Source organism: Brevibacterium sp. UMB1308A, from assembly GCF_030230605.1.
In the GTDB taxonomy this organism is placed as follows: domain Bacteria; phylum Actinomycetota; class Actinomycetes; order Actinomycetales; family Brevibacteriaceae; genus Brevibacterium.
This window is the reverse complement of the sequence record NZ_JASPDO010000014.1, coordinates 39037-62866: the sequence shown is the minus strand read 5'-3', so window position 1 is coordinate 62866 and position 23830 is coordinate 39037. Positions and strand designations below refer to the sequence as shown.

Genomic DNA, 23830 nt, shown 5'->3' with positions numbered 1-23830 from the left:
TGTACCACTATTCTATTTGCGTTCGAATGCGTGAGTCAAGGGTTTTGTTCATTTTGTTTCTATTTGTGTTCGAACGAGCGTTCAGGCGCACACACGAAAAGGCGCCTCCCCTAACGGGAGACGCCTCGCGTCCAAAAAGCACCTATGCCAGCGACACCAAGTCCAAGTACGAGTCATTCCAGTGGTCCTCGTCGCCATCAGGCAACAAGAGCACACGGTCCGGATCCAGCGCCTGAACAGCACCTTCGTCGTGAGTGACGAGAATAATCGCGCCCTCGTAACGCCGAATCGCTGACAGAATTTCCTCACGGCTGGCCGGGTCCAGGTTGTTCGTGGGCTCGTCCAACAGCAACACGTTTGCCGACGACACCACCAACGTCGCCAGCGCCAACCGTGTCTTCTCACCACCGGACAGCACCTTGGCGGGTTTGTTCACGTCATCGCCACTAAACAGGAACGATCCCAGCACCGTGCGCACTTGCGTGTCATCGAGATCCGGTGCGTTACTCCGCATGTTTTCCAGCACAGTACGGTCAAGATCAAGCGTCTCGTGCTCCTGCGCATAGTACCCAAGCTTGAGCCCATGCCCCGGCTTCACTTCCCCAGTATCAGGCGTTTCCAAACCAGCCAGAATCTTCAACAGCGTAGTCTTACCCGCACCGTTAAATCCCAAAATCACAACCCGCGAACCACGGTCAATCGCCAAGTCCACGTCCATAAACACTTCGGTCGACCCATACGACTTCGACAATCCCGAACCCGTCAACGGCACCTTTCCGCACGCAGCCGGCGTAGGGAACCGCAAACTTGCAACCTTGTCGCTCTGACGCTCCTCTTCAAGCCCCGCCATCATGCGTTCGGCTCGCTTGAGCATCGACTGCGCCGCCACTGCCTTAGTGGCCTTCGCACGCATCTTCTCGGCCTGGGCCACCAAAGCGGACGCCTTCTTCTCGGCATTTGCACGCTCACGCTTGCGACGCCGCTCATCAGCCTCTCGCTGCTTCAAGTACTGCTTGTACCCCATCGCGTAAATGTCGATGACCTGCCGCGTCGCATCCAGATAGAACACCTTATTCACGACCTCCTCAATCAAGTTGAGGTCGTGCGAAATGATAATCAGCCCACCCGAATACTTAGCCAGGTAGTCACGCAGCCACTGCACCGACTCAGCGTCGAGGTGGTTCGTGGGCTCATCCAGAATCATGGTGTCTGGCTGGTGAAACAGAATGCGCGCGAGCTCCACACGGCGCCGCTGCCCACCAGACAGAGTTTGCAACTCCTGCCCCATCAGCTGCTCATCTAGCCCCAGGTTCGCCGCAATCGCAAGCGCCTCCGACTCTGCAGCATACCCACCGGCCGCAATGAACTCCGCCTCGATTCGCGGGTACTTGTCGATCGCTTTCGCCGCCACGTCCGGATCTGGATCACTCATGGCACGCTCGGCCTTCCGCATTCGCCGCGCAATCACGTCCAGGTCGCGAGCACCCAACACGCGCTCTTTCGCAGTCTCAGTAGGCCTGCCACTCCGCGGATCCTGTGGCAAGTACCCCACTGACCCGGATACCGACACCGTCCCTTCCGACGGCAGAACTTCGCTCATCAGCACCTTGGTCAGCGTGGTCTTCCCCGCACCGTTCCTGCCCACGAGCCCAACCCGGTCGCCCTTGTCCACACGGAAGTTCACCTCCGACATGAGCGTGCGCGAGCCCACCATGATTTCCAGGTTACTTGCCGCTATCACGGTGTTCCTTCCACCCCGTTTCAATGACCTGCGCTAAAAGCGCGTGCGGAGTCAATCCCAGCACCTTCGCACGCTCCACAATCTCGTCCGCCAAAGCCTTATCCAGAGGACACCACACATTCACCGTGTCCCCCGGCTCCCCAGTGTCCTCCCCCGTCACCTCGGTCTTCTTCTCAGCCCCCAGCCCGGGCCCGAGGTGTGGCTCCGTTTTGTCGCGAATGGCAGTTGCGACGGCACGGGCGCGTTGGTCTGCCGCTTCGTTGAGCTCATGGTTGGAGTGCCCTTTGACCCATTGGAACTTGAGCTTGCGCCCCGACTTTTCGAGCGCGTCCACCTGCTCCCACAGTTCCTCCATGAGGTCGCGGTTCAGCACGTCCTGCCCGTTGGCCTTCTTCCACCCTTTGAGCCGCCACACGGGCATCCATTTGGTGACCGAGTTGATCACGTATTTGGAGTCGGCCAGGATCAGGAGGTCTTCGTGCGTGTGGGCGGTTGCTTTGAGGATTTCGATGACCGCTTGGAGTTCAGCCCGGTTGTTTGTCGATTCCTCCCAACCTCCGGCCGCCCAGCGTTCGTCGTCAATGACCCACGCCCAGCCGGCGGGCCCGGGGTTGCCTAAAGCGGAGCCGTCGCACGCAACTTCCAGCACATTACCTCCAAGTGAGAACAGAGTTGGTGGTCAGTCCAATACACTACCTCTATGACGTTCAATCCCAATTCTCAGCTTGATAGCTCCCAGGTTTCCCGAGGTCGTGGCAAGCCAGTCATGATCGGTGGTGGCATTGGTGGAGTTGCGCTTCTGGTTCTCGGTTTGATCTTCTTTGGGCCAGAAGCAGTCCTCAACCAGTTGGGTTCAGGCGAGCAGTCGCAGCAGACCCAAGACGATCTCGCTGAGAAGTGCCGCACCGGCGAGGATGCGAACCGCGATGTCGAGTGTCGCATCGTGGGCACCGTGAACAGTCTTAACGACTATTGGCCCACAGGTACACGCGAGTTGGGTAAGCAATACCGCAATCCCAGCGTGGAACTCACGAGTGGCACGTGGAGCACCGGTTGCGGTCAAGGCAATAGCAACATGGGGCCGTTCTATTGCCCGGCCGATGAAACCGCGTACTTTGACACGTCATTCTTTGAGTTGATGCGCCAGCAGTTGGGCGCTAAGGAAGGTCCGCTCCCGGAAGAGTATGTGGTGGCACACGAATTTGGGCACCACATTCAGAAAATCACGAGTGACATTAACCGGACTCGCGACGGCAAGACTGGCCCACAGTCCAACGCGGTTCGCTTAGAACTTCAGGCTGACTGTTACGCCGGCGTGTGGGCCGCCAACGCTACCAAAACACACGGGCCACAAGGCCAGCCGTACCTCGAACCCCTCAAGGACTCCGACATCGAAGCGGCACTGGGCACAGCGGAAGCGATTGGTGACGACCACATTCAAGAGACCTCGGGCGGTCGCGTCACCCCAGAGAACTTCACGCACGGGTCAGCGGAACAGCGCATGACCTGGTTCAAGCGCGGCTACGACTCCGGCTCCCCCACTCAATGCAACACCTTTGACGTAGACCGCGTGTAGTGCCCCACGTCACAACTTCTCACATAGACTTGCGTATATACGCCAGCTACGTCGCAGGATCAGTGGATCTAGAAGGCGAAGAAATCGCTCGGCTAACCGAAGCAGCTTCAGCTCACTCAATAAATGTTGTTATCGGGATCATTGAGCGTGCTGGCAACACACTGCATTGCACAGCTCTCATGATCGACCCTCAAAACGGTGTAGTTGGTAAGCACCGAAAGCTGATGCCAACTGGTTCTGAACGTCTCATCTGGGGCTTTGGCGACGGTTCTACGCTCGACACAATGGACACTCCAGCAGGGCGTACCGGAGCAGTCATCTGCTGGGAGAACTACATGCCCCTCCTACGCCAAGCAATGTACTCAAAAGGCGTCGAAGTCTACTGTGCGCCAACTGTCGACGACCGCGACACGTGGGCATCCACAATGACTCACATCGCACTTGAAGGCCGAGTGCACGTCTTGTCAGCGTGCCAATACATCACGACGGACCAGTTCCCGGACGACTATCGCTTCGACCACGAACTGCCCGGAGGCGAGACTGCCATACGTGGCGGGAGCCTCATTGATGACCCAACAGGCAAACTCCTAGCAGGCCCCGTCTTCAATGAAGAAACGATTCTCTACGCTGACTTAGACCCGCAGGCAAAGACCCGAGGCCACCTGGACTTCGACTCCGTCGGGCACTACTCGCGCCCAGACGTATTTAAGCTGAGCGTTGATACCTCGCCACAACACTCAGTCAACTTCGAGTGAGTAGCGAACAGGCACCAACGCTCAGCTTTTTAATGAATGCTGCTTAAATATTGAAGCCCAGCGCACGCATCTGTTCACGACCGTCTTCAGTGATCTTTTCTGGACCCCATGGTGGCATCCACACCCAGTTGATCCGGAATGCAGGAACAATTCCGTCGAGTGCTTGAGCACACTGGTCTTCGATCACATCGGTGAGCGGACATGCTGCTGACGTCAGCGTCATCTCAATGATCGCAACACCGTCTTCGTCCACGGTGGCGCCGTACACCAGACCCAGGTCCACAATGTTCACACCCAACTCCGGGTCCATGACGTCCATGAGAGCGTCAATAACTTCTTCCGGAGTGGCGTTTGTGGGTTGGTCAACAACCTCGGTCATGTCGTGCCTCCTTTCTGCATAACTCCTATTACAACTTTTCCTATTTACTCTCAGCTTGCGACAAAGCGTCCTTCACGGCAATCCACGCGAGCAACGCACACTTAATGCGCGCCGGGAACTTACTCACCCCAGCAAACGCAGCTGCGTCAAACAGCACGTCCTCATCCGCCTCTACCGTGCCACGCGAATGCATGAGCTCGTGGAACTCTGCTTCGGCACGGTCGAAAGCCTCACGACCTTCATCGTCGTAGATCTCACACGCAACAGACGCTGACGCCATCGAGATCGAACATCCGTCGCCCTCCCAGCGAACCTCTAGCTCGCCGTCATCCCCGGCAACGACCTCGGCGGTAATTTCATCCCCACACATGGGATTCACCTGATGGGACCTACCCAACGCTTCCCGGTCATCAAACGGGACATTCCCGTGCCGCTCCTTTGAGTGGTCCAGAATCACTTGCTGATACAGCTGATCTAGATTCATGATTCCACCCCGAAGTACCCACGCACGCGCGCCAGCGAATCAAGGAAACGTTCGCACTCTTCAACCGTCGAATACACGTACGCAGACGCCCGGGTCGAGGCACGCACACCCAGCCGGGCATGCAGCGGCATCGCACAGTGGTGCCCCACGCGAACGGCTACTCCGTCAGCGTCAAGGAACTGCCCCACATCGTGCGCGTGCACACCCTCAACGTCCACGGCCACAGTCGACACGCTCCTGGTCTCAGGCCCCAGCAACCGCACGCCCGGAATCTTCGTCACGCCTTCAACCAACAGCTGAGCCAGTTCGTGCTCATGCTCAGCGATTCGATCCATTCCCACATGCGACAAGTAGTCAGCAGCTGCGCCAAGGCCCACCGCCTGCGCGACCGGCTGAGTTCCAGCCTCAAACCTCTGCGGTGCAGGCAAGAACGTCGACTCCTCCATGGTGACGGTCTCGATCATTGACCCACCCGTCAACACCGGAGGCAACGCGTTGAGCGCGTCCTGCTTACCGTAGAGCACACCAATTCCGGAAGGCCCCAGCATCTTGTGCCCGGAAAACGCAGCAAAGTCCACGTCCAACGCGGGGAAATCCACCTGCATATGTGGAACGGACTGGCACGCGTCAAGCACGGTGACCGCACCAATCTTCTTAGCGTGTTCAACCAACTGCTCAACAGGGTTCACCGTGGCCAGCACGTTCGACACGTGCGTAAACGCCATCACCTTGGTTGAGGCATCAGCGATCGAGTCCAAGTCACTCAGGTCCAGCGTGCCTTCGTCGGTAATCGGAATGTACCGAAGTTCAGCACCCGTCCGAAGTGCTACCTGCTGCCACGGCACCAGGTTGGCGTGGTGCTCCATTTGGGTGATGACAATCGAGTCCCCCGGACCCAATGCGTATGGGCCTTCAGTGGCAAATCCCATCCCCATGGCCACAATGTTGAGTGCTTCTGTCGCGTTCTTTACCCAGCTCACCTGGGATGGTTTCGCACCAACAAAGGCCGCAACCTTGGCGCGAGCATTTTCGAATGCGTCAGTCGCCTCGGTAGCCAAGGTGTGCGCGCCACGGTGAACCGCTGAGTTGTGACGCGTGTTGAACTCCTGTTCAGCGTCAATCACGCACTCGGGCTTCTGAGAAGTCGCACCGGAGTCCAGATACGCCAGCGGTGAACCGGCGACCTCCCGCTTCAAGAGCGGGAAGTCGCTACGCAAACGAGTAAATTCCTGCGTCGTCATCACTTCTGGAAACGGTCGTAGCCTTCAGCTTCGAGCTGGTTCGCAAGCTCTGGGCCACCTTCTTCAGCAACCCGACCGTCAACCAGCACGTGCACGAAGTCAGGTTTGATGTACTGCAGGATTCGCGTGTAGTGCGTAATGAGAAGAACACCTACATCGGTGTTGCTCTGCGCACGGTTGACGCCTTCAGAAACGATGCGCAACGCGTCAACGTCGAGCCCCGAGTCAGTTTCGTCCAGAATCGCGAAACGAGGCTTAAGCAGTTCCATCTGCAGGATCTCGTGGCGCTTCTTCTCACCACCGGAGAATCCTTCATTGACGTTACGTGACGCGAACTCGGGGTCCACTTTCAATTCGCTCATCGCCTGGTTGAGTTCTTTGGCCCACGTGCGCAACTTAGGCGCTTCACCGTCAATCGCGGTCTTAGCAGAACGTAGGAAGTTGGTCACGGTGACACCGGGAACCTCAACTGGGTACTGCATGGCGAGGAACAGGCCGGCACGTGCACGTTCATCCACGCTCAGGTCCAGCATTTCTTCGCCGTCGAGCGTGACGGAGCCACCGTCGATGTGGTACGCCGGGTGTCCTGCAATTGCATATGCGAGGGTCGACTTACCGGAACCGTTTGGCCCCATGATTGCGTGAGTTTCGTTGGACTTGAGTTCCAGGTTCAGGCCCTTAAGGATCTGCTTGGATCCCTTGTCGGTTTCAACGCTGACCTTGAGGTCGCGGATGGAAAGTGTGGACATAAATCTCTTCCTTCTTTAAAGCTTGACGTAGATCTCGCCGTCGCGTTCCGTGCATTCGTACACAGCGACGGGGTCGAAAGCGGGTGGGTTTTGGGGTTCGCCGGTCCGGAGGTCAAACGTGGAGCCATGCAACCAGCATTCGATTGCACACCCCATCACGTCGCCTTCGGACAGTGACACTTCACCGTGGGTGCACAGGTCGTCGATCGCATGCAGTTCGCCGGACTCGGTGCGCGCTACGCACACGTCAATACCGTCAACCTTCACGCGAATCGCGCTCCCCGGTGTCACGTCAGTGGATTTCGCAACCGACTTCACAACACGCTCCGGGAAAGCTCTTCTTCAATCTGTTCAGTGAGCACTTCTTCGATCTGCTCGATGTCGATCTTCTGGATCACTTCGTTGAAGAACCCACGCACCACCAACCGGCGCGCAGTCTTTTCATCGATGCCTCGGCTCATGAGGTAGAACAGGTGTTCTTCGTCGAACCGTCCGGTCGACGACGCGTGTCCTGCTCCCTCAATTTCCCCGGTCTCAATTTCGAGGTTTGGCACGGAGTCCGCGCGCGCTCCCTCAGTGAGCACCAGGTTGCGGTTGAGTTCGTAGGTGTCGATTCCCTTTGCTTCTGGGCGGATGAGAACGTCCCCAATCCACACACTGCGCGCGTCCTTGCCTTGAAGCGCGCCTTTATAAAGCACGTCCGAGGTGGCATTCGGCGTGTTGTGGTCCACGTACGTGCGGTGTTCCAAGTGTTGCCCGGCATCGGCGAAGTACAGCCCCAGCATCTGGGCCTCTCCTCCTGGACCGTCGTAGGACACATTCGAGTTCAGACGCACAATCTTGCCGCCCAAGGTGATAGCGATGTGCGTGAACTGCGCGTCCTTACCAACAACAGCGTCGTGCTGACCGAGGTGCACCGCGTCGTCGTCCCACAGCTGCAGGGTGACGAGCTTCACGCGTGCTCCCGGCCCCACGATCACGCTGAGAAGTTCAGACAGTTGTGCGTTACCAGTGTGCTTGATGACGATGGTTGCGCTCGCGTGAGCTCCTACCGTCACCACCGTGTGATTGTGAACCGGGTTTTCGTTGCTGGCACCTTCTGTTGTGATGAAGGCTGGTGACTCTAGTTCGACACCTTCGCCGATGTCGTAGCGGGTCACGCTGGAAGCGCGGTTTGCTGCGATAACAGCTGGTAGGTCTTCTGGCGAGGGCACGCCCAACTGGCGTGCTTCGTCCAGGCTGATCTGTGACACGTCTACACCGGTTGGAAGATCACGCGTAACTGAAAGTTCCGCTCCACTTTCCTCATCACTCAGCAGCTGGCTGAGCTGTTTGACCGGGGTGAACCGCCATTCTTCTTCGCGCCCGTTCACCTGCGGGAAGTCCGCCACGTTGAAACTCCGGGTGCGTTCGGAACGCGATTTAGCCGGAACGTGTTCTGTTGCAATTGTCATGTAATGCGTCTCCTCTGCGCTTAACCTACCGCGCCTTCCATCTGAAGCTCGATCAGACGGTTAAGCTCAAGCGCGTATTCCATAGGAAGTTCTCGGGCGATGGGTTCGACGAAGCCGCGCACAATCATCGCCATGGCTTCGGTTTCGTCGAGTCCACGACTCATGAGGTAGAAGAGTTGGTCTTCACTCACCTTTGACACGGTCGCTTCGTGTCCAAGCGCCACATCGTCTTCTCGAATATCGATGTACGGGTACGTGTCGGAACGCGAAATGTTGTCAACCAGTAGCGCGTCACACAGAACCGTGTTCGACGAGCCTTTAGCCCCCGGGTGAACGTGAACGAGTCCACGGTAACCAGCGCGCCCGCCGTTACGGGCCACCGACTTCGACACAATCGAGGACTGCGTGTGAGGTGCAGCGTGCACCATCTTGGCTCCAGTGTCCTGGTGCTGACCGTTTCCAGCGAAGGCGACCGAGAGGGTTTCGCCCTTTGCGTGTTCACCCGTGAGCCAGATCGCTGGGTACTTCATGGTGACCTTCGAACCGATGTTTCCATCGACCCATTCCATGGTCGCGCCTTCTTCAGCGATCGCACGCTTGGTGACCAGGTTGTACACGTTGTTCGACCAGTTCTGGATGGTCGTGTAACGAACGCGCGCGTCCTTCTTCGCGATGATCTCTACGACTGCCGAGTGCAACGAGTCCGACTTGTAGATCGGTGCCGTGCATCCTTCGACGTAGTGCACGTAGGAACCTTCGTCAGCGATGATGAGCGTACGTTCAAACTGCCCCATGTTTTCCGTGTTGATGCGGAAGTACGCTTGCAACGGGATTTCGACGTGAACACCCTTGGGCACGTAGATGAAGGACCCACCAGACCATACGGCCGTGTTGAGGGCAGCGAACTTGTTGTCACCAGATGGGATGACCGTGCCAAAGTACTCTTCGAAAATCTCGGGGTGTTCCTTCAGGCCGGTATCCGTATCGAGGAAGATCACGCCCTGACGTTCGAGCTCTTCGTTGATCTTGTGGTAGACAACCTCGGATTCGTACTGGGCAGCGACACCAGCAACCAGACGCTGCTTTTCTGCCTCGGGAATTCCCAAACGGTCGTACGTGTTCTTAATGTCCTCTGGAAGGTCTTCCCACGACTGGGCTTGGCCTTCGGTGGAACGGACAAAGTACTTGATGTCGTCGAAGTTAATGCCACTGAGGTCTGCTCCCCAGTGCGGCATGGGTTTCTTTTCAAACAACTTAAGAGCGCGGAGGCGACGCTCGAGCATCCATTCCGGCTCCTCTTTCAAAGCAGAAATGTTCCGCACAACGTCTTCGTTCAACCCACGTTGGGCGTCAGCTCCGGCGTCCGTTGTGTCATGCCAGCCATACGCGTAATTTCCAATGTCCTTAAGTTCTGGATTCATCTCCAGAATAGGATTGGATTCGGTGGTGTCAGTCACCTTTCTCCTCCTTTTTTAGGGTTGCTTTTCCCATCTTGGGAGCCAAGCAAGGGGCGATTCAGGGTGGATGTGGGAATGTGCGTGGTGCACACATGCGCCCCGCTAGCCAAAGTAGAAAGACGTCGTACGTCCACACCCAGGATCTCGCCGAACTGTTCGAGTTCAGCTTCACAAAATTCGGGATATTCTTCAGCAACATGCTGAATAGGACAGTGCCCTTGGCACAGTTGCATCGCTTCAAGCGGCGTGCCAACTGCTACTGGTGTCGCTGATGCCGCGTAACCTTCTTTGTCCAGAGCAGCCGCCAAGCCACGTGAGCGTGTGGACACGCTTCCGCCTTCTTCCACACGCGCTTCGAGTTTCTCTCTCAGCTCTTGCGCCCGTGTGCGGGCAAAACGCTCAACGGCTTCCCGGCCCAATTCAGAACTCACAAAGTCAAGCGCTTCGACCGCAACTTGATCGTATGCGTGAGATATCTGGGCGTGACCCGCCGAGGTGACAACGTAGTGGCGCGCGGGACGACCTCGGCCGGCTTTCACTCCCGCCAACTCACGCACCTCGATGGCGTTCTCTTTCTCGAGTGCGTCGAGGTGGCGACGGACTGCCGCCGGAGTCAGGTCGACCATGCGGGCGATACCCGATGCACTAATAGGCCCCTGATCAAGCACGATCGCTAGCACTTGCTGGCGGGTGCGAAGATCTTGTCCTGGGCGTGCGCTCACGTAAGTCCTCTCCGAATGCGGGTCGTTCGCTATTCAACAACACTATTGTGCCCTAAATAATTCCCTGTAAAACCAGGGTCGCCTAAGTTCTCCACTTCGAACTCACTACACTGAGGAGTCGTGACCAATCCAAACCACCCCTTAGCCCTTGACGCAGTGAGCGTTAACTTTGGGAACGTCCGCGCAGTCGACAACGTTTCTCTCACTGTCGAACGCGGCACCGTGCACTCGCTTTTAGGGCCCAACGGCGCAGGGAAATCAACAACCATCGCCGCCTCGGTGGGACTTCTTAAACCGACATCTGGTTACGCTCGAATTTTCGGCTACGACCCAGTCAAGGAACACACGTACTCAAGCGCGCTTGCTGGGGTCATGTTGCAAGATGGCGGACTGCCCATGGCATCGAAGCCACTCAAGATTCTGAAAAACCTTTCGCGCATGTACGCCGATCCTGCGGACTACCACGAACTCGCCGAACGCTTAGGCATCACTGCGTTTGCCGACCGCACGATCCGACGCATGTCAGGCGGGCAAAAGCAACGTGTGGGTATGGCAGCTGCACTGATTGGCAAACCCCAGTTAGTGTTTCTCGACGAGCCCACCGCCGGCCTTGACCCCCAGTCGCGCTTAGCGGTGTTCGCAATCGTCGAAGAACTGCGTGAGCAAGGCGTAGCCGTTGTTCTTACAACACACGACATGGACGACGCCGCTTCTCTGTCCGACTACGTCACCATCATTGACAAGGGACGGGTGATCTCTCACGGGACGGTTGCTGAACTCACCGGCGACGGTAGTTCAGCCCTGACGGTCCGCGCCGAACAGCTCAACGAACAGCTCATCGCCCAATTCCACTCATATGGTGACGTGGACATCGCTAAGGACGGAACCGTCACGATCACCGGTGAATTCACCACTGAAAAAGTGCACGCGATCACCGGGCTTCTCAACGACGCTGACGCTCACATCACGTCCCTGTCTCTAGCGTCACGTTCACTTGACGATGTCTTCCTCGACCTGACTGGAAGGACACTGCGCTCATGACTACTCCGCAGATTGCACCCTTGGCTCAGCGAGTGTGGGCACAGTCGCTCTTCGAGCTACGCACCACCCTGTCCAACGCAGAACAGCTCTTCTTGTCCTTCGCCTTGCCCATCGGCGCGCTCCTCGTGCTGGCAACGACCGACGTCGTCACCGTCTTTGGCTACTCCGAGGACCAACGCAACATTATTGCCGCGTCCGCCGGACTGGGCCTATCAATTGCGGCCTCGGCCTTCACCGGGCAAGCAATCGCTACCGGATTCGACCGTCGCTACGGAGTGCTTCGCCAACTAGCAACAACCCCCCTGGGCAGCACCGGGCTGATCCTTGCAAAGATCATCTCCGTCTACATCGTGACCGCCGTGCAACTACTGGTCATGTTCATTGTCATCGCTGTTCTCCCCGTGAACTTGGAAATCACCGTCTCCCTCCCCCAGCTCCTCGGCATCTTCCTCTCGTGGTTTTTAGGTACTGCCGCCCTGACTGCCCTGGCGCTCGCATTCGCAGGTACTGCCCGGGCCGAGGCCGTGCTTGCTGGATCGAACATCCTCTGGGTTGCAGGCGCCGGAGTAGGCGGGCTCGTCGTCAAACATCCCGGCTTGTGGGGCACAATCGCATCGCTCACCCCTTTTGGCGCAATGGGCGATTCGTTGCGTACGGCACTGGTTTCCGGAGGTGTAGACTGGAGTGCTCAACTCGTCTTGTTGGTCTGGGCTGTGCTCGGTATTATCGCCGGAGCCACATGGTTCTCGTTTGAAAGTAAGTGACATGTCGAAGTCGTCTTGGCAAGCAACCGAAGTCAACCGATACGTGTACTGGCTTGCTGTGGGTCTGTTGTTGTTGCAGGCCCTCATTGTGTTCACCGGTGCCGCTGTCCGCTTGACCGGTTCGGGACTGGGATGCCCTAACTGGCCAATGTGTACGGATTCGTCTCTGACCAACACCCCCGAAATGGGTATTCACGGGTTCATCGAGTTCGGCAACCGTGTCCTGGGTGTCGTCCTTGGCCTGTATTCGCTCTTCGTCGTGATCGCCCTGTGGCCCCTTAGGTCCACCCGCTCTGACCTGTTTCGCATGGCCGTTCTACTGTTTGCAGTCGTTCCGTTCCAGGCCATTCTGGGTGGTGTCACGGTTCGCACCCAGCTCAACCCGTGGATTGTAGCTGCCCACTTCATTCCTTCTGCCCTGGCTGTTGCTCTTTCCGCGTACATGGTTAAGCGCACGCGTGACACTGGAGCCAATCCACGTCCCATCGCTTCGCGAACTCTGGTCACGGTCGCGTGGGCAGTAGGCATCCTCTGCGCAATCGTTGTTGCCATGGGAGTTCTTGTCACTGGCGCCGGCCCACACGCAGGTGACGAAATCAGCGCCCGCAACGGGCTGAACACCTTACTCATGTCACGACTCCACGCAATCCCCGTGTGGCTCATGACGGCTGGCACCATCTACGGCCTTGTCCTCGCGCGCAAAGAGAAACTCGCAAGCGCCACACGTGCATTCACCTTCCTGCTCATCGTCGAAGTCGCACAGGGAATCATCGGTTACACCCAGTTCTTCACCGGCCTTCCCGTTCCACTCGTCATGGCACACATCGCAGGCCTGTGCCTCGTCATCACCGCTGCCGTTTTCGTTGTCGACAGCGTCTACCAACGCGACCCGCTCCCCACCTCGGCAAGTCGCAACGCTCAACCGGAGACCACCTCGGCGTAAACTGACTTTGTGCTTTTTGCGATCTTTAAGCGCTACGTCAGCGCTTATCCGGTAGGGCTCATACTCATTCTGGTTTTTACGCTCGCCCAAGTGATGGGATCACTTCTACTCCCTGCCCTTAACGCGCGCGTGATCGACGACGGCATCGCCCAAGGCAACCTGACACTAGTGTGGCAACTGGGCGGGGTCATGCTCATTGTCGCCCTCGCACAGCTTGCAACCGCAGTCATCGAAGTGGCCGCAGGGTCATACGTATCGATGTCGGTCGCCCGCGACATTCGCCGTGACTTCTTCGCAAAGGTCATGACCTTTGGACACCAAGAAGCCCAGACCTTTGGGGTCTCCAGCCTCATCACCCGGTCAACCAACGATGTACGCCAAGTGCAACAGTTCCTCACCATGGCGATGACCATGATGGTGATGGCCCCGGTCATGGCTTTCGGCGGTCTCATCATGGCGTTCGCACAAGACCCCACCCTGTCGTGGGTGATCGTGGTGACAGTGGTGATTCTGGCGGTTGGCATGGCGCTTGCTGTACGCGGCATGGTGCCGAGTTTCCAAGTCATGCAGCGGCGCATCGATGCGATGGGGTCGGTGCTGTCCCAGCAGCTCTCAGGCACCCGGGTGATTCGCGCCTTTGGCAAAGAGGACGTTGAGAAGAAGCGCTTTGCCCAGACCAACCGCGACATGACGCGCGCGAGCCTCATCGTGGGTCGCTACTTTGTTGCGCTGTACCCCATTGTTTTTATTCTCATTAACGTGGGAACCGCAGCCGTCGTGTGGTTTGGCGCACACGGGGTTGAGGCTGGTACTTCACAGGTGGGCACCGTTGTCGCGTTCATCCAGTACCTCATGCTCATCATGATGGGCGTTCTCATGTTCTCGTTCATGTCCATGATGGTTCCCCGCGCCGAGGTGGCGGCCGGCAGGCTTGTCGACGTCATGGATACGCAGGTCCACCTTGATCGGGACAGTGGGCGCGTTGATGAGCTTCCCAGCCCGGGCACGTTCGAGTTTCGGGACGTGACCTTTTCCTACCCGGGTGCGGAACGGCCCGTTGTGCAGGATGTGAGTTTTTCCGCCGAGGTGGGATCCACGGTCGCTGTTATCGGTGCTACCGGCTCCGGCAAGACCACGCTTGCCAAACTTCTCGTGCGGCTCTTGGAGCCCACCTCGGGCAGGGTATTTGTGGGTGGGGTACCCATCCAGGACATTTCCCGCGACACCCTGGGCACCCAGTTTGGTTATGTTGCGCAGAATCCGTACGTGTTTGGCGCAACGGTCGCCCAGAATCTTCGTTTAGGCAACCCCGCGGCCAGCGATGAGGAACTGTGGAATGCCTTGCACATCGCACAAGCAGACGACTTTGTGCGTGAACTCAACGGGCAGTTGGACTTTGAGATCAACCAAGGTGGAAAGAACCTCTCGGGTGGTCAACGCCAGCGCATCGCAATCGCAATGGCGCTTGCCAGACGCGCACCCGTACTTGTGTTCGATGACTCGTTTTCCGCGCTCGACACGGCAACAGATTTGCAACTGCGACAAGCACTAAGCAATGTAGCTGCAACCAGCCTCATCATTACGCAACGTATCTCTTCAGCCCGAACCGCCGACACCATCGTGGTGCTAGATCGTGGACGTGTCGTTGCACAAGGAACCCACGAGAACCTAATGGAGACCTCACCGGTCTACCGAGAGATCGCAGAATCGCAGGCAACCCAGGAGGCGCTGTGAGCGAAGAACAGGAACCACACGAAAAGGCCCAGAACTTCTGGAAAACCGTTGCCACGCTCACCCGCGAGTTTCGGTATGAGCGCGTGCCCATGATTCTTGGTTTCGTGGGCATCACCGTGGGAACGTGCCTCACGATTGCAGGTCCTTACGTTCTGGGACTTGCCACGGACACCGTGTTCGATGGTTTCACTAGCGACACAGGTATTGATTTTGGGTTGCTCGCAAGACTTTTGCTCATCGTGGTTGTGTTGTACTTAATCGCCGAGTCTTTCACTTTCGCTGGCGGCTGGCTCTTCAACGAGGCCATTCAGCGGGTGCTCTACGCTCTGCGTGAGCGCGTCGAAAACAAGGTCCACCGCCTTCCGCTCAAGTTCTTGGACTCCCAAAAACGCGGAGACCTTCTCTCGAAGCTCAACAACGATCTGGACAACATCAACACTGCTCTCAACCAAAACATGGAAACGATTGTGACGTCCGTCATCACCGTGGTGGGTGTCCTGTCCGTGATGTTCTGGATTTCGTGGGAGCTCACACTCGTAGCGTTGGCCACGATTCCGCTCACGGCCGTTGTCATGGCAATTCTGGGCGTGAGGTCGCAGGCCCAGTTCCGCATCCAGTGGTCGGAAACTGGCAAGCTCAATGCCCACATTGAGGAGTCGATCTCTGGGCACGAACTCTTGGCCATCTACAACGCCACGCCACAGGCCACGGAAACCTTTGCCCGCTCAAACACAGAGGTCTACAACGCTTCACGCAAGGCACAGTTCTTGTCCGGGTCAATGATGCCGGCGATGATGTTTGTTTCGAACCTGGTGTTCGTGGGAATCGCCGTCGTAGGTGCGGTCCGGGTTGCGTCTGGTGCGATGACCTTGGGGTCCGTGCAGGCCTTTATCCAGTACTCACGTCAGTTCTCGCAACCGTTGGCCCAGTTAGGAGGGATTGCGTCACAGCTGCAGTCAGCGGCCGCCAGCGCGGAACGCGTCTACGAGCTCCTCAATCAGCCCGAAGAGGTCGCCGACACTGGTCGCCACCCTGACTTCGCTCTCACTCACGGCAAAGTAGAGTTCCGATCCGTGGACTTTTCCTATGACCCAGAGCAACCATTCATCCGGGACCTCAGCCTCACAGTTGACGGTGGGCAGACGGTTGCGATCGTAGGACATACCGGTTCGGGTAAGACCACTCTGGTCAACCTGCTCTTACGCTTCTATGACGTCACTGGTGGCGCTATTTACCTCGACGGCGTGGATATCCGCGACATCGACCGTCATCAGCTTCGCTCCCCCATTGGCATGGTTCTGCAGGACACGTGGCTGTTTAGCGGAACCATCTACGACAACATCGCGTACGGTCGCGAGGACGCCACACGCGAAGACGTCCTGGCAGCCGGTGAGGCTGCCTATGTGGACAGGTTTGTGGCCCACTTGCCTGACGGCTATGACACGGTGATCGACGAATCCGGTGGCAATGTCTCCGCGGGTGAACGCCAGCTCATCACGATCGCGCGTGCGTTCGTGTCCAACCCTGACATTCTCGTTCTCGACGAGGCGACCTCGTCGGTGGATACCCGCACCGAGGTGTTAGTTCAGGAGGCGATGAACCGTTTGCGTTCCGGTCGCACGAGTTTCGTGATCGCTCACCGGCTTTCAACGATCCGCAACGCGGATCTGATCGTTGTGATGGAAGCCGGGCGCATCGTGGAGTCGGGAACTCATGAAGAGCTCCTTGCCCGAGGTGGTAAGTACGCTGACCTACACGCAGCTTCCGTAGGTGAGGCTTAAACGAACGGGTTGAGGAACGGGTCGATCGCAACGGCAAGGAACAACACCGAAAGGTATGTGATCGACCCGTGGAAAACCTTCATAGCGCGCAGGCGTGTTCCGGACAGCCCCTGCTTGGCGCGACGCACGAACGTGTAGCACTCATAGAGGAACCACGCACCGGCCAGAACTGCAACGCCAATGTAGAGCGGCCCCATGGGTGCAAGAGGGATCAACGCCAGGCTGGAAAGAACCATGGCCCAGGCGTACAGAATGATCTGCTTACCTACCGAGGCCGGGGGTACCTTGGACGGCAACATGGGGACACCGGCAGCGTCGTAGTCCCGCTTGTACTTAATGGCTAGTGGCCAGTAGTGCGGTGGAGTCCAGAAGAAGACAACCAAGAAAAGAATGAACGGTTCAAGCGCCAGCGAACCAGTAACCGCTGACCAGCCGATAAGAACTGGCATACATCCGGCTGCTCCACCCCACACGATGTTCTGTGTGGTGTGACGTTTGAGCATGATGGTGTAAAACACTACGTACAAGAGGATCGCAATGGCTGTCAGGCCGGCTGCGACCCAGTTCGTGAATCCACCCATCCAGAAAATGGACCCGATTCCCAATGCAAACGCAAAGACGAGCGCTTCCCTTGGGGTCACCTCGCCTGTGACGAGCGGACGGTTTTCCGTGCGGTGCATCTTGGCGTCGATGTCACGGTCCAAGTAGCAGTTGAACACGGACGCAGAGGCCGCAGCTGCAGATCCACCGACAAGGGTCGCGAGGATCAGCCACCAGTCAGGGAGACCGCGTTGCGCGAGGAACATGACGGGAGCGGTTGTTACCAGTAGCAGTTCAATAACGCGAGGTTTTGTCAGCGCGATGTATGCCCTGAATTTGCTACGCGGTTTGCTGCCTCGTCGACGTTCGTCGATTACGCGTTGGAGCGGAGCTTCTTCAATTGCTTCGCTTCCGGCGGTCCTGACTACGTCACGGTGATGTGAACTCACCCACAGACTCCCTCCACAAGAAGATATGCACGGTGCGCATAGATAGAACAAGTCTACTCGGTTCTCAGCATATTGCCAGTCATAGCGCTACATGTCGTAGAACATCTCACTGACGGCTCAAACCTTGTACAGTTTGAAGTGAAAACCGCCTACAGGAGGAACGCCCTTTCATGAGCTCGCTCAACTGGTCTGACACTGATCGATTGGCGGTCGACACCGCCCGCCTTTTGGCCGCTGACGCCGTTCAAAACGCCGGCCATGGACACCCAGGAACCGCCATGAGTTTGGCGCCGGTTGCCTACTACTTGTACCAGAACGCTCTGACTCACGACCCTTCTGACTCTCACTGGTTGGGACGAGACCGTTTTGTTCTGTCAGCAGGTCACTCGAGCCTCACTCAGTACATCCAGTTGTTCCTCTCCGGTTACGGACTTGAACTTGACGACCTCAAAGCACTTCGCACATGGGGCTCGCTCACTCCCGGACACCCAGAAGTTGGGCACACCGACGGTGTTGAAATCACTACTGGTCCCTTGGGCTCCGGACTGGCGTCAGCAGTGGGTATGGCGATGGCGTCCCGCCGTGAACGCGGACTCTTGGACCCTGAAACCGCGCCGGGTGAATCCGTTTTTGACCACTTCATCTACGTGGTCGCCGGTGACGGAGACATTCAGGAAGGTGTGTCCGGTGAAGCATCCTCGCTTGCCGGGACTCAGCGCTTGAACAACCTCATTGTCATCTGGGATGACAACCGCATCTCGATTGAAGACAACACGTCGATCGCATTTACCGAAGACGTGACCGCACGCTACGACGCCTACGGTTGGCACACACAGCACGTGAGCTTCCTCGACGAAAACGGCGGTTACACAGAAGACATCGACGCGCTTCACTCAGCAATCGAAGCAGCCAAGAAGGACCCCCGTCCGTCGTTCATTCGTTTGTCCACCATCATTGCGTGGCCAGCACCCAACAAGCAGAACACCGGTGCTTCTCACGGAGCAGCGTTGGGTGACGAAGAAATCCGCGCAACCAAAGAAATTCTGAACTTCCCTGCCGACGAAACCTTTGTCGTTGCCCCTGAGGTTCTTGAACACACACGCGCCGTAGTCGACCGCGGCCGTGCTGCACACGAAGAATGGAACACCCGCTTCGAGGCATGGCGCACCGATAATCCTGAACGTGCGCAACTGTTGGACCGACTTACGGCACGCGAACTTCCGTCAGGATTGGAAGACGTCCTCCCAACGTTCGAAGCGTCAGACAAGGGTGTTGCCACCCGCGCGGCTTCTGGTCAGGTTCTCAACGCAATCGCCCCGCTCATGCCCGAGCTGTGGGGTGGTTCGGCTGACCTCGCCGGATCCAACAACACCCTCATCAAGGGAGAGCCGTCCTTCTTCCCCAAGGACCGCAGCTCAACAGCGTTCGATGGCAACGAGTACGGCCGCAACCTGCACTTTGGTGTCCGTGAGTTTGCCGCAGGGCTTGCGTGCAACGGAATGGCCCTCCACGGTCTCACCCGCCCGTACAACGGAACGTTCTTGGTGTTCTCCGATTACATGCGTCCAGCGGTTCGCCTGGCTGCTCTACAGGAACTTCCCGTCATCTTCGTATGGACCCACGACTCGATTGGCCTGGGCGAAGACGGGCCCACCCACCAGCCGGTTGAGCACTTGAGCTCACTGCGTGCCATTCCTGGCCTGGACGTCGTGCGCCCAGCCGATGCCAACGAAACTGCTGTGTGCTGGCTCGAAATGCTACGCCGCACCGACGGCCCTACCGGACTCGCACTCACCCGCCAGGCAGTCCCCGTGCTCGACCGTACGGAACTTGCGGCCGCCTCGGGCGCGACAAAAGGCGCCTACGTCCTTTCTGATGAGGAGAACTTTGACGTCATCCTCATGGCTTCCGGGTCCGAGGTGGCAATCGCCTTGGACGCAGCACAACAGTTGCGTGCGGAAGGCACTCGCGTGCGCGTTGTGTCGATGCCCAGCCACGAATGGTTCGACAAGCAGGACGACGAATACAAGGAAGCGGTTCTGCCGGTTACTGCGCGTGCACGTGTGAGTATCGAAGCGGGAACGGCGATGAGCTGGCACCGTTACGTGGGAACCGAAGGCCGGTGCATTTCACTCGAACACTTTGGCGCCTCGGCTGATTACCAGACTCTCTACCGTGAGTTTGGGATCACTCCTGGAGCTGTTGTGCAGGCGGCCCACGAATCCATCGCAGCAGTTCAGGCACTCTAGTTTCACCCCCCACCACCCAGAGGTAGGTCATGGCAACTCCAGTTCCGTCCCTTCAAGCACTCAGCCATGCCGGAGTTTCCGTGTGGCTCGACGACCTTTCTCGGACCCGGATTACGTCCGGAAGTCTGAACGACGCAATCGAAACGATGTCGGTGGTGGGGGTGACCACCAACCCCACCATCTTCGCGGCCGCTCTTGCAGGTGACGGCTATGACGAAGCTGTCGCTGAGCTCGCAGCTAAGGGCGTCAGTGTCGATGAAGCAATCGACGTACTGACCACGCAAGACGTTGCGGAAGCGTGTGACATTCTGCTTCCTGTGTACCAGGCAACTGGCGGTGAAGACGGGCGCGTGTCCATTGAGGTGCCTCCGCATTTGGCACACGACACGGAAGGCACGGTTGAGTACGCGAAGAAGCTTCACGCGATGGTCGACCGTGACGGCGTCATGATCAAAATCCCCGCAACCGAAGAAGGTCTTTTAGCGATTACCCGTGTGATTGCCGAAGGCATCAGTGTCAACGTGACCCTGATCTTCTCGCTGGACCGGTACCGCAAGGTCGTCGAGGCCTACGTCAACGGTTTGGAGCGCGCGCGGGAACACGGCCACGACATCAGCAACATTCGGTCCGTCGCTTCGATTTTCGTGTCGCGCGTCGACACCGAGATCGATAACCGGATCGACGAGCTGGTGAACAGTGGCGCTGACAAGGAGCTCTTGGAGCTCAAGGGCAAGGCCGGGCTTGCGAACTGCCACTTGGCTCACCGTATTGCCTCCGAGATCTTCGACTCCGAACGCTTCACCGTGCTGGCTGCCGCCGGTGCTCACAAGCAGCGTCCACTATGGGCATCGACGGGAACCAAAAACCCCCAGTACTCCGACACCATGTACATCGACGGCCTGATCACTGCAGACACAGTGAACACAATGCCAGAAAAGACGATGGTGGCTTTTGCCGACCACGGCGAAGTCAATGGTGACACGGTGTTTGGCCAGTACGAAGAGGCCGACCGGATTCTCGACGCACTGTCCGTTGCCGGCGTCCACTACGGCGACGTCATGGAGAAGCTCGAACGCGAAGGTCTAGAAAAGTTCGACGCCAGCTGGAATGAACTCGTTGAAACCGTGACTACTGCACTGGAGAAGGCTAAGTGACCACCACAGCAACCGTCATGAACGATATTCTCGAGAATCGGGTTGCTTCCCGCATCGCCGCACAGGACGCCACCGTGTGGGGTCCAAAAGCAGAAGACGAAGCGAGCAAGCGTCTGGGGTGGGTCAACCTCCACACCCGCGCTCAGGACATCATCGATCAGGTCACGGGGCTTGCCCAAACGTGTGAGCACGACCGTGTTGTGCTGGCCGGTATGGGAGGTTCATCCCTGGCACCTGAGGTGATGAGCAACGCGTACGGAAAAGACCTCATCGTGTGTGACTCCACGCACCCGGACCAGGTCGCGTACACTGCTCAGGACCTCGACCGCACGCTGGTCATTATCGCGTCGAAGTCCGGCTCCACCGTCGAAACCGATTCGGCTCGCCGGTTCTTTACCCAGAAGTTCCGGGACGCGGGAATCGACCCCAGCTCGCGCCTCATCGCAATTACCGACCCTGGTTCACCCCTTGATCAGCGCGCTCAGGAAGAAGGCTGGCTGGCCGTGTTCCATGCTGATCCAACGGTTGGTGGTCGCTACTCTGCACTCACTCCGTTTGGCCTGGTTCCCGCTGGTCTGGTGGGCGTCGACATTGCTCAAGTTGTTGCTGATGCCGCGTCGATTGCACCGCAGCTCGAACAGGATTCAGAAGAGAACCTGGCAGTCCGCCTGGGTGCGCTTCTAGGAGCTGCCCACGAAAACGGCCACGAGAAGCTCGCCTTGGATCCGCATACCGAACAGTTCCAAGGACTAGGTGTGTGGATCGAGCAGCTCATTGCCGAATCCACCGGCAAGGATGGCAAGGGAATTCTCCCCATTGCCCCACAGGACTGCGAAAACGCAACAACCGTGGCCTTGGGAGCTTCGGATGTTCGCGACGCTGATGCTGTTGTGGACCTCCCGTTGGGTGCCCAGTTCCTCCTGTGGGAGTACGTGACTGCGATCGCGTCCTATGTGATTGGTGTGAACCCGTTCGATCAGCCCAATGTTGAGTCCGCCAAGGCAGCGATGCGTGAGCTTCTGGCCGGTGGAGAACAAACGGGTTCTGCCTTGCCGGTTTCGTTCACGGACGGCGCGCTGACCGTATCGGGTCCTGCTGATCTGGTGGAAGGTGCGGAGTCTGCCGCCGAGGTCGTTGACCGTTTGCGTGCTGTTGTTCCGCAGGGCGGGTATGTGGGTCTGCAAGCGTTTGTTGACAGGATCGGTCGTTCTGACCTTGTGAAGTTGCGGCCTCAGTTCGCTCAACGTCTAGGGGTTGCGACCACGTTTGGTTTTGGGCCCCGCTATTTGCACTCCACGGGCCAATACCACAAGGGTGGCCACGCAAACGGAGTGTTTGTTCAGATCACGGACGAAGCAACCACTGACTTTGACGTGCCAGAGACAGGGTTTACTTTTGGCCAGTTGATTGCTGCACAGTCACGCGGCGATGCGAATGTGCTCCACGATGCTGGGCGACCGGTAATCCGTTTCCACGTCACTGACGAAGACGGTTACGCGCAGTTGTTTGATCTGTAAGCCAGTTACTGGTTTCTCTGTAAGCCAGCTTCGAGCCTGTTTAGGCTTGGAAGCTGGCGATCAGACCAAGCAGAACAATCGACGCTGCCCACACGATTGCGATCAGTGTGGTGTACATGTTGAGGTTCTTTTCGGCGACCCCTGAGGAACCGAGGTTAGCGCTCATACCGCCACCGAACATGTCGGACATTCCGCCACCCTTACCTTTGTGCAAGAGGACAAAGGCAATCAGGATGAAGCTGGTAAGGATGAGCACGCCAGTCAGAATCCACGTCAAAATTTCCACGTCGCCTACCTTAGCATTGTTCGGTTCACAAGCGAACCGACGCGGCGATGAGTCGCGCGAAAGTGTCGGGGTCGAGGCTGGCGCCGCCCACAAGGGCACCATCTACGTGTTCTGACTGCATAATCTCAGACACATTTTCAGGCTTCACGGACCCGCCGTACAGAATTCGCGTCGACTCGGCAACTGATGAATCGTAGCGCTGAGCCAACCACCCACGGATCTCCTGAGCCATCTCGTGCGCATCGTTAGCCGTGGCTGTTTTTCCTGTACCGATCGCCCACACAGGTTCATAGGCAATCACGAGTTCTTCAGGCGTATCGATCTCTGCAAGCGCTTCTTCACACTGGCGAAGTGTGAAGGCAACATGTTCACCGTTTTCCCGCTCAGTCAGTGATTCACCCACGCACAAAATAGGGGTGAGCTCATGGTCTAAGGCAGCCCGCACTTTCCGACCCACCAAGGCGTTGTCTTCGTGGTGGTCGCTTCGCCGTTCGCTGTGCCCCACAACCACAAACTCACAGCCGAGCTGTTGCAAGAAGCGACCACTGATGTCGCCCGTGTGAGCGCCTTCCGCATGTTCGGACAGATCCTGGCCCCCATACGACAGTGGAAGCTTGTCGCCTTGAACGAGGGTCTGCACAGAACGAATGTCGGTAAAGGGCACAAGAACAGCAACCTGGGCTGACTCTTTACTGATCTTTGCGTCGCGCAGAGCCCACGCCAATTTTTGGACAACGGAAATCGCTTCCAAATGGTCGTGGTGCATCTTCCAGTTTCCGGCCAATAGCGGAAGGCGGTTCGTCACGGTGTCTCC

General features: G+C 57.7%; 23 protein-coding genes. 10 read left to right on the top strand and 13 right to left on the bottom strand.

Annotation, left to right across the window (positions count from 1 at the left end; genetic code table 11):
- Positions 1-142: 142 nt before the first annotated feature.
- On the bottom strand, positions 143-1741 hold the full coding sequence (gene abc-f, locus QP868_RS07535) for a ribosomal protection-like ABC-F family protein (protein ID WP_284925978.1): 1599 nt from the start codon (positions 1739-1741) through the stop codon (positions 143-145).
- Complete coding sequence (locus QP868_RS07530) at positions 1725-2390, bottom strand: ribonuclease H family protein (RefSeq protein ID WP_284925977.1); 666 nt, start codon at positions 2388-2390, stop codon at positions 1725-1727. Before QP868_RS07530 ends, abc-f begins: the two co-directional genes overlap by 17 nt.
- A 51-nt stretch (positions 2391-2441) precedes the next feature.
- Between QP868_RS07530 and ypfJ the strand changes: the two genes are divergently transcribed.
- Both ypfJ and QP868_RS07520 read left to right on the top strand, forming a co-directional pair.
- Complete coding sequence (gene ypfJ / locus QP868_RS07525) at positions 2442-3317, top strand: KPN_02809 family neutral zinc metallopeptidase (protein ID WP_284925975.1); 876 nt, start codon at positions 2442-2444, stop codon at positions 3315-3317.
- A complete protein-coding gene (locus QP868_RS07520; protein ID WP_284925973.1) occupies positions 3317-4072 on the top strand; it encodes a carbon-nitrogen hydrolase family protein in 756 nt (251 codons plus the stop codon). Before ypfJ ends, QP868_RS07520 begins: the two co-directional genes overlap by 1 nt.
- A 43-nt stretch (positions 4073-4115) precedes the next feature.
- Here QP868_RS07520 and QP868_RS07515 read toward each other — a convergent pair whose 3' ends face one another.
- Genes QP868_RS07515 through QP868_RS07480 form a run of 8 tightly spaced genes read right to left on the bottom strand, consistent with a single transcriptional unit; the run spans position 4116 to position 10558 of the window.
- A complete protein-coding gene (locus QP868_RS07515; RefSeq protein WP_005883364.1) occupies positions 4116-4451 on the bottom strand; it encodes a metal-sulfur cluster assembly factor in 336 nt (111 codons plus the stop codon).
- A 40-nt stretch (positions 4452-4491) separates the two neighbouring features.
- Positions 4492-4938 (bottom strand): Fe-S cluster assembly sulfur transfer protein SufU, encoded by a 447-nt coding sequence (gene sufU, locus QP868_RS07510; RefSeq protein WP_473964637.1) that lies wholly within the window; start codon positions 4936-4938, stop codon positions 4492-4494.
- Positions 4932-6176, bottom strand: coding sequence for a SufS family cysteine desulfurase (locus QP868_RS07505; RefSeq protein ID WP_284925971.1), 1245 nt, complete (start codon positions 6174-6176; stop codon positions 4932-4934). Before QP868_RS07505 ends, sufU begins: the two co-directional genes overlap by 7 nt.
- Entirely contained in the window at positions 6176-6925 is a 750-nt protein-coding gene (sufC, locus tag QP868_RS07500; protein ID WP_284925970.1) for a Fe-S cluster assembly ATPase SufC, read from the bottom strand. The genes QP868_RS07505 and sufC overlap by 1 nt, the downstream gene beginning before the upstream one ends.
- Positions 6926-6940: 15 nt before the next feature.
- Positions 6941-7243, bottom strand: coding sequence for a non-heme iron oxygenase ferredoxin subunit (locus QP868_RS07495; protein ID WP_005883374.1), 303 nt, complete (start codon positions 7241-7243; stop codon positions 6941-6943).
- Positions 7240-8379 (bottom strand): Fe-S cluster assembly protein SufD, encoded by a 1140-nt coding sequence (gene sufD, locus QP868_RS07490; protein ID WP_284925969.1) that lies wholly within the window; start codon positions 8377-8379, stop codon positions 7240-7242. The genes QP868_RS07495 and sufD overlap by 4 nt, the downstream gene beginning before the upstream one ends.
- Before the next feature lie 20 nt (positions 8380-8399).
- Positions 8400-9800 carry a Fe-S cluster assembly protein SufB gene (gene sufB / locus QP868_RS07485; protein ID WP_473964636.1) on the bottom strand — a complete coding sequence of 467 codons (1401 nt, stop codon included), beginning with the start codon at positions 9798-9800 and terminating at the stop codon, positions 8400-8402.
- A gap of 32 nt (positions 9801-9832) precedes the next feature.
- Complete coding sequence (locus tag QP868_RS07480; protein WP_284925967.1) at positions 9833-10558, bottom strand: helix-turn-helix transcriptional regulator; 726 nt, start codon at positions 10556-10558, stop codon at positions 9833-9835.
- Between the two features lie 120 nt (positions 10559-10678).
- Between QP868_RS07480 and QP868_RS07475 the strand changes: the two genes are divergently transcribed.
- The 5 genes from QP868_RS07475 to QP868_RS07455 are packed head-to-tail and all read left to right on the top strand — an operon-like array spanning position 10679 to position 16821.
- The gene (locus tag QP868_RS07475; RefSeq protein WP_284925966.1) at positions 10679-11599 is read left to right on the top strand and encodes an ABC transporter ATP-binding protein; all 921 of its coding nucleotides are present in this window, start codon (positions 10679-10681) and stop codon (positions 11597-11599) included.
- Positions 11596-12363 (top strand): ABC transporter permease, encoded by a 768-nt coding sequence (locus tag QP868_RS07470; protein WP_284925965.1) that lies wholly within the window; start codon positions 11596-11598, stop codon positions 12361-12363. Before QP868_RS07475 ends, QP868_RS07470 begins: the two co-directional genes overlap by 4 nt.
- 1 nt (position 12364) lies before the next feature.
- Positions 12365-13306, top strand: a complete 942-nt coding sequence (locus QP868_RS07465; RefSeq protein WP_284925963.1) for a COX15/CtaA family protein — start codon at positions 12365-12367, stop codon at positions 13304-13306.
- Between the two features lie 9 nt (positions 13307-13315).
- On the top strand, positions 13316-15040 hold the full coding sequence (locus QP868_RS07460; RefSeq protein ID WP_284925962.1) for an ABC transporter ATP-binding protein: 1725 nt from the start codon (positions 13316-13318) through the stop codon (positions 15038-15040).
- Entirely contained in the window at positions 15037-16821 is a 1785-nt protein-coding gene (locus QP868_RS07455) for an ABC transporter ATP-binding protein (protein ID WP_284925961.1), read from the top strand. Before QP868_RS07460 ends, QP868_RS07455 begins: the two co-directional genes overlap by 4 nt.
- On the opposite strand, the gene QP868_RS07450 is transcribed toward QP868_RS07455, so the two are convergent.
- The gene (locus QP868_RS07450; RefSeq protein WP_284925960.1) at positions 16818-17810 is read right to left on the bottom strand and encodes a heme o synthase; all 993 of its coding nucleotides are present in this window, start codon (positions 17808-17810) and stop codon (positions 16818-16820) included. The two genes, QP868_RS07455 and QP868_RS07450, sit on opposite strands and share 4 nt — an antisense overlap.
- A 170-nt stretch (positions 17811-17980) precedes the next feature.
- On the opposite strand from QP868_RS07450, the gene tkt reads away from it, so the two are divergent.
- Genes tkt through QP868_RS07435 form a run of 3 tightly spaced genes read left to right on the top strand, consistent with a single transcriptional unit; the run spans position 17981 to position 22730 of the window.
- Complete coding sequence (tkt, locus tag QP868_RS07445) at positions 17981-20059, top strand: transketolase (RefSeq protein WP_284925959.1); 2079 nt, start codon at positions 17981-17983, stop codon at positions 20057-20059.
- Positions 20060-20088: 29 nt separating this feature from the next.
- Positions 20089-21213, top strand: coding sequence for a transaldolase (gene tal, locus QP868_RS07440; protein WP_284925958.1), 1125 nt, complete (start codon positions 20089-20091; stop codon positions 21211-21213).
- Positions 21210-22730 carry a glucose-6-phosphate isomerase gene (locus QP868_RS07435; RefSeq protein ID WP_284925957.1) on the top strand — a complete coding sequence of 507 codons (1521 nt, stop codon included), beginning with the start codon at positions 21210-21212 and terminating at the stop codon, positions 22728-22730. Before tal ends, QP868_RS07435 begins: the two co-directional genes overlap by 4 nt.
- Before the next feature lie 40 nt (positions 22731-22770).
- On the opposite strand, the gene secG is transcribed toward QP868_RS07435, so the two are convergent.
- The gene (gene secG, locus QP868_RS07430; RefSeq protein ID WP_005883401.1) at positions 22771-23016 is read right to left on the bottom strand and encodes a preprotein translocase subunit SecG; all 246 of its coding nucleotides are present in this window, start codon (positions 23014-23016) and stop codon (positions 22771-22773) included.
- A 25-nt stretch (positions 23017-23041) separates the two neighbouring features.
- The gene (tpiA, locus tag QP868_RS07425; protein WP_284925956.1) at positions 23042-23821 is read right to left on the bottom strand and encodes a triose-phosphate isomerase; all 780 of its coding nucleotides are present in this window, start codon (positions 23819-23821) and stop codon (positions 23042-23044) included.
- Positions 23822-23830: the final 9 nt, after the last annotated feature.

Excerpts from the sequence above, each read along its gene's own strand:
- QP868_RS07505 (WP_284925971.1), bottom strand. The coding sequence starts at position 6,176 with ATGACGACGCAGGAATTTACTCGTTTGCGTAGCGACTTCCCGCTCTTG.
- QP868_RS07465 (WP_284925963.1), top strand. The coding sequence starts at position 12,365 with ATGTCGAAGTCGTCTTGGCAAGCAACCGAAGTCAACCGATACGTGTAC.
- QP868_RS07470 (WP_284925965.1), top strand. The coding sequence starts at position 11,596 with ATGACTACTCCGCAGATTGCACCCTTGGCTCAGCGAGTGTGGGCACAG.
- QP868_RS07515 (WP_005883364.1), bottom strand. The coding sequence starts at position 4,451 with ATGACCGAGGTTGTTGACCAACCCACAAACGCCACTCCGGAAGAAGTT.
- sufD (WP_284925969.1), bottom strand. The coding sequence starts at position 8,379 with ATGACAATTGCAACAGAACACGTTCCGGCTAAATCGCGTTCCGAACGC.
- sufB (WP_473964636.1), bottom strand. The coding sequence starts at position 9,800 with ATGAATCCAGAACTTAAGGACATTGGAAATTACGCGTATGGCTGGCAT.
- tal (WP_284925958.1), top strand. The coding sequence starts at position 20,089 with ATGGCAACTCCAGTTCCGTCCCTTCAAGCACTCAGCCATGCCGGAGTT.
- sufC (WP_284925970.1), bottom strand. The coding sequence starts at position 6,925 with ATGTCCACACTTTCCATCCGCGACCTCAAGGTCAGCGTTGAAACCGAC.
- ypfJ (WP_284925975.1), top strand. The coding sequence starts at position 2,442 with ATGACGTTCAATCCCAATTCTCAGCTTGATAGCTCCCAGGTTTCCCGA.
- tkt (WP_284925959.1), top strand. The coding sequence starts at position 17,981 with ATGAGCTCGCTCAACTGGTCTGACACTGATCGATTGGCGGTCGACACC.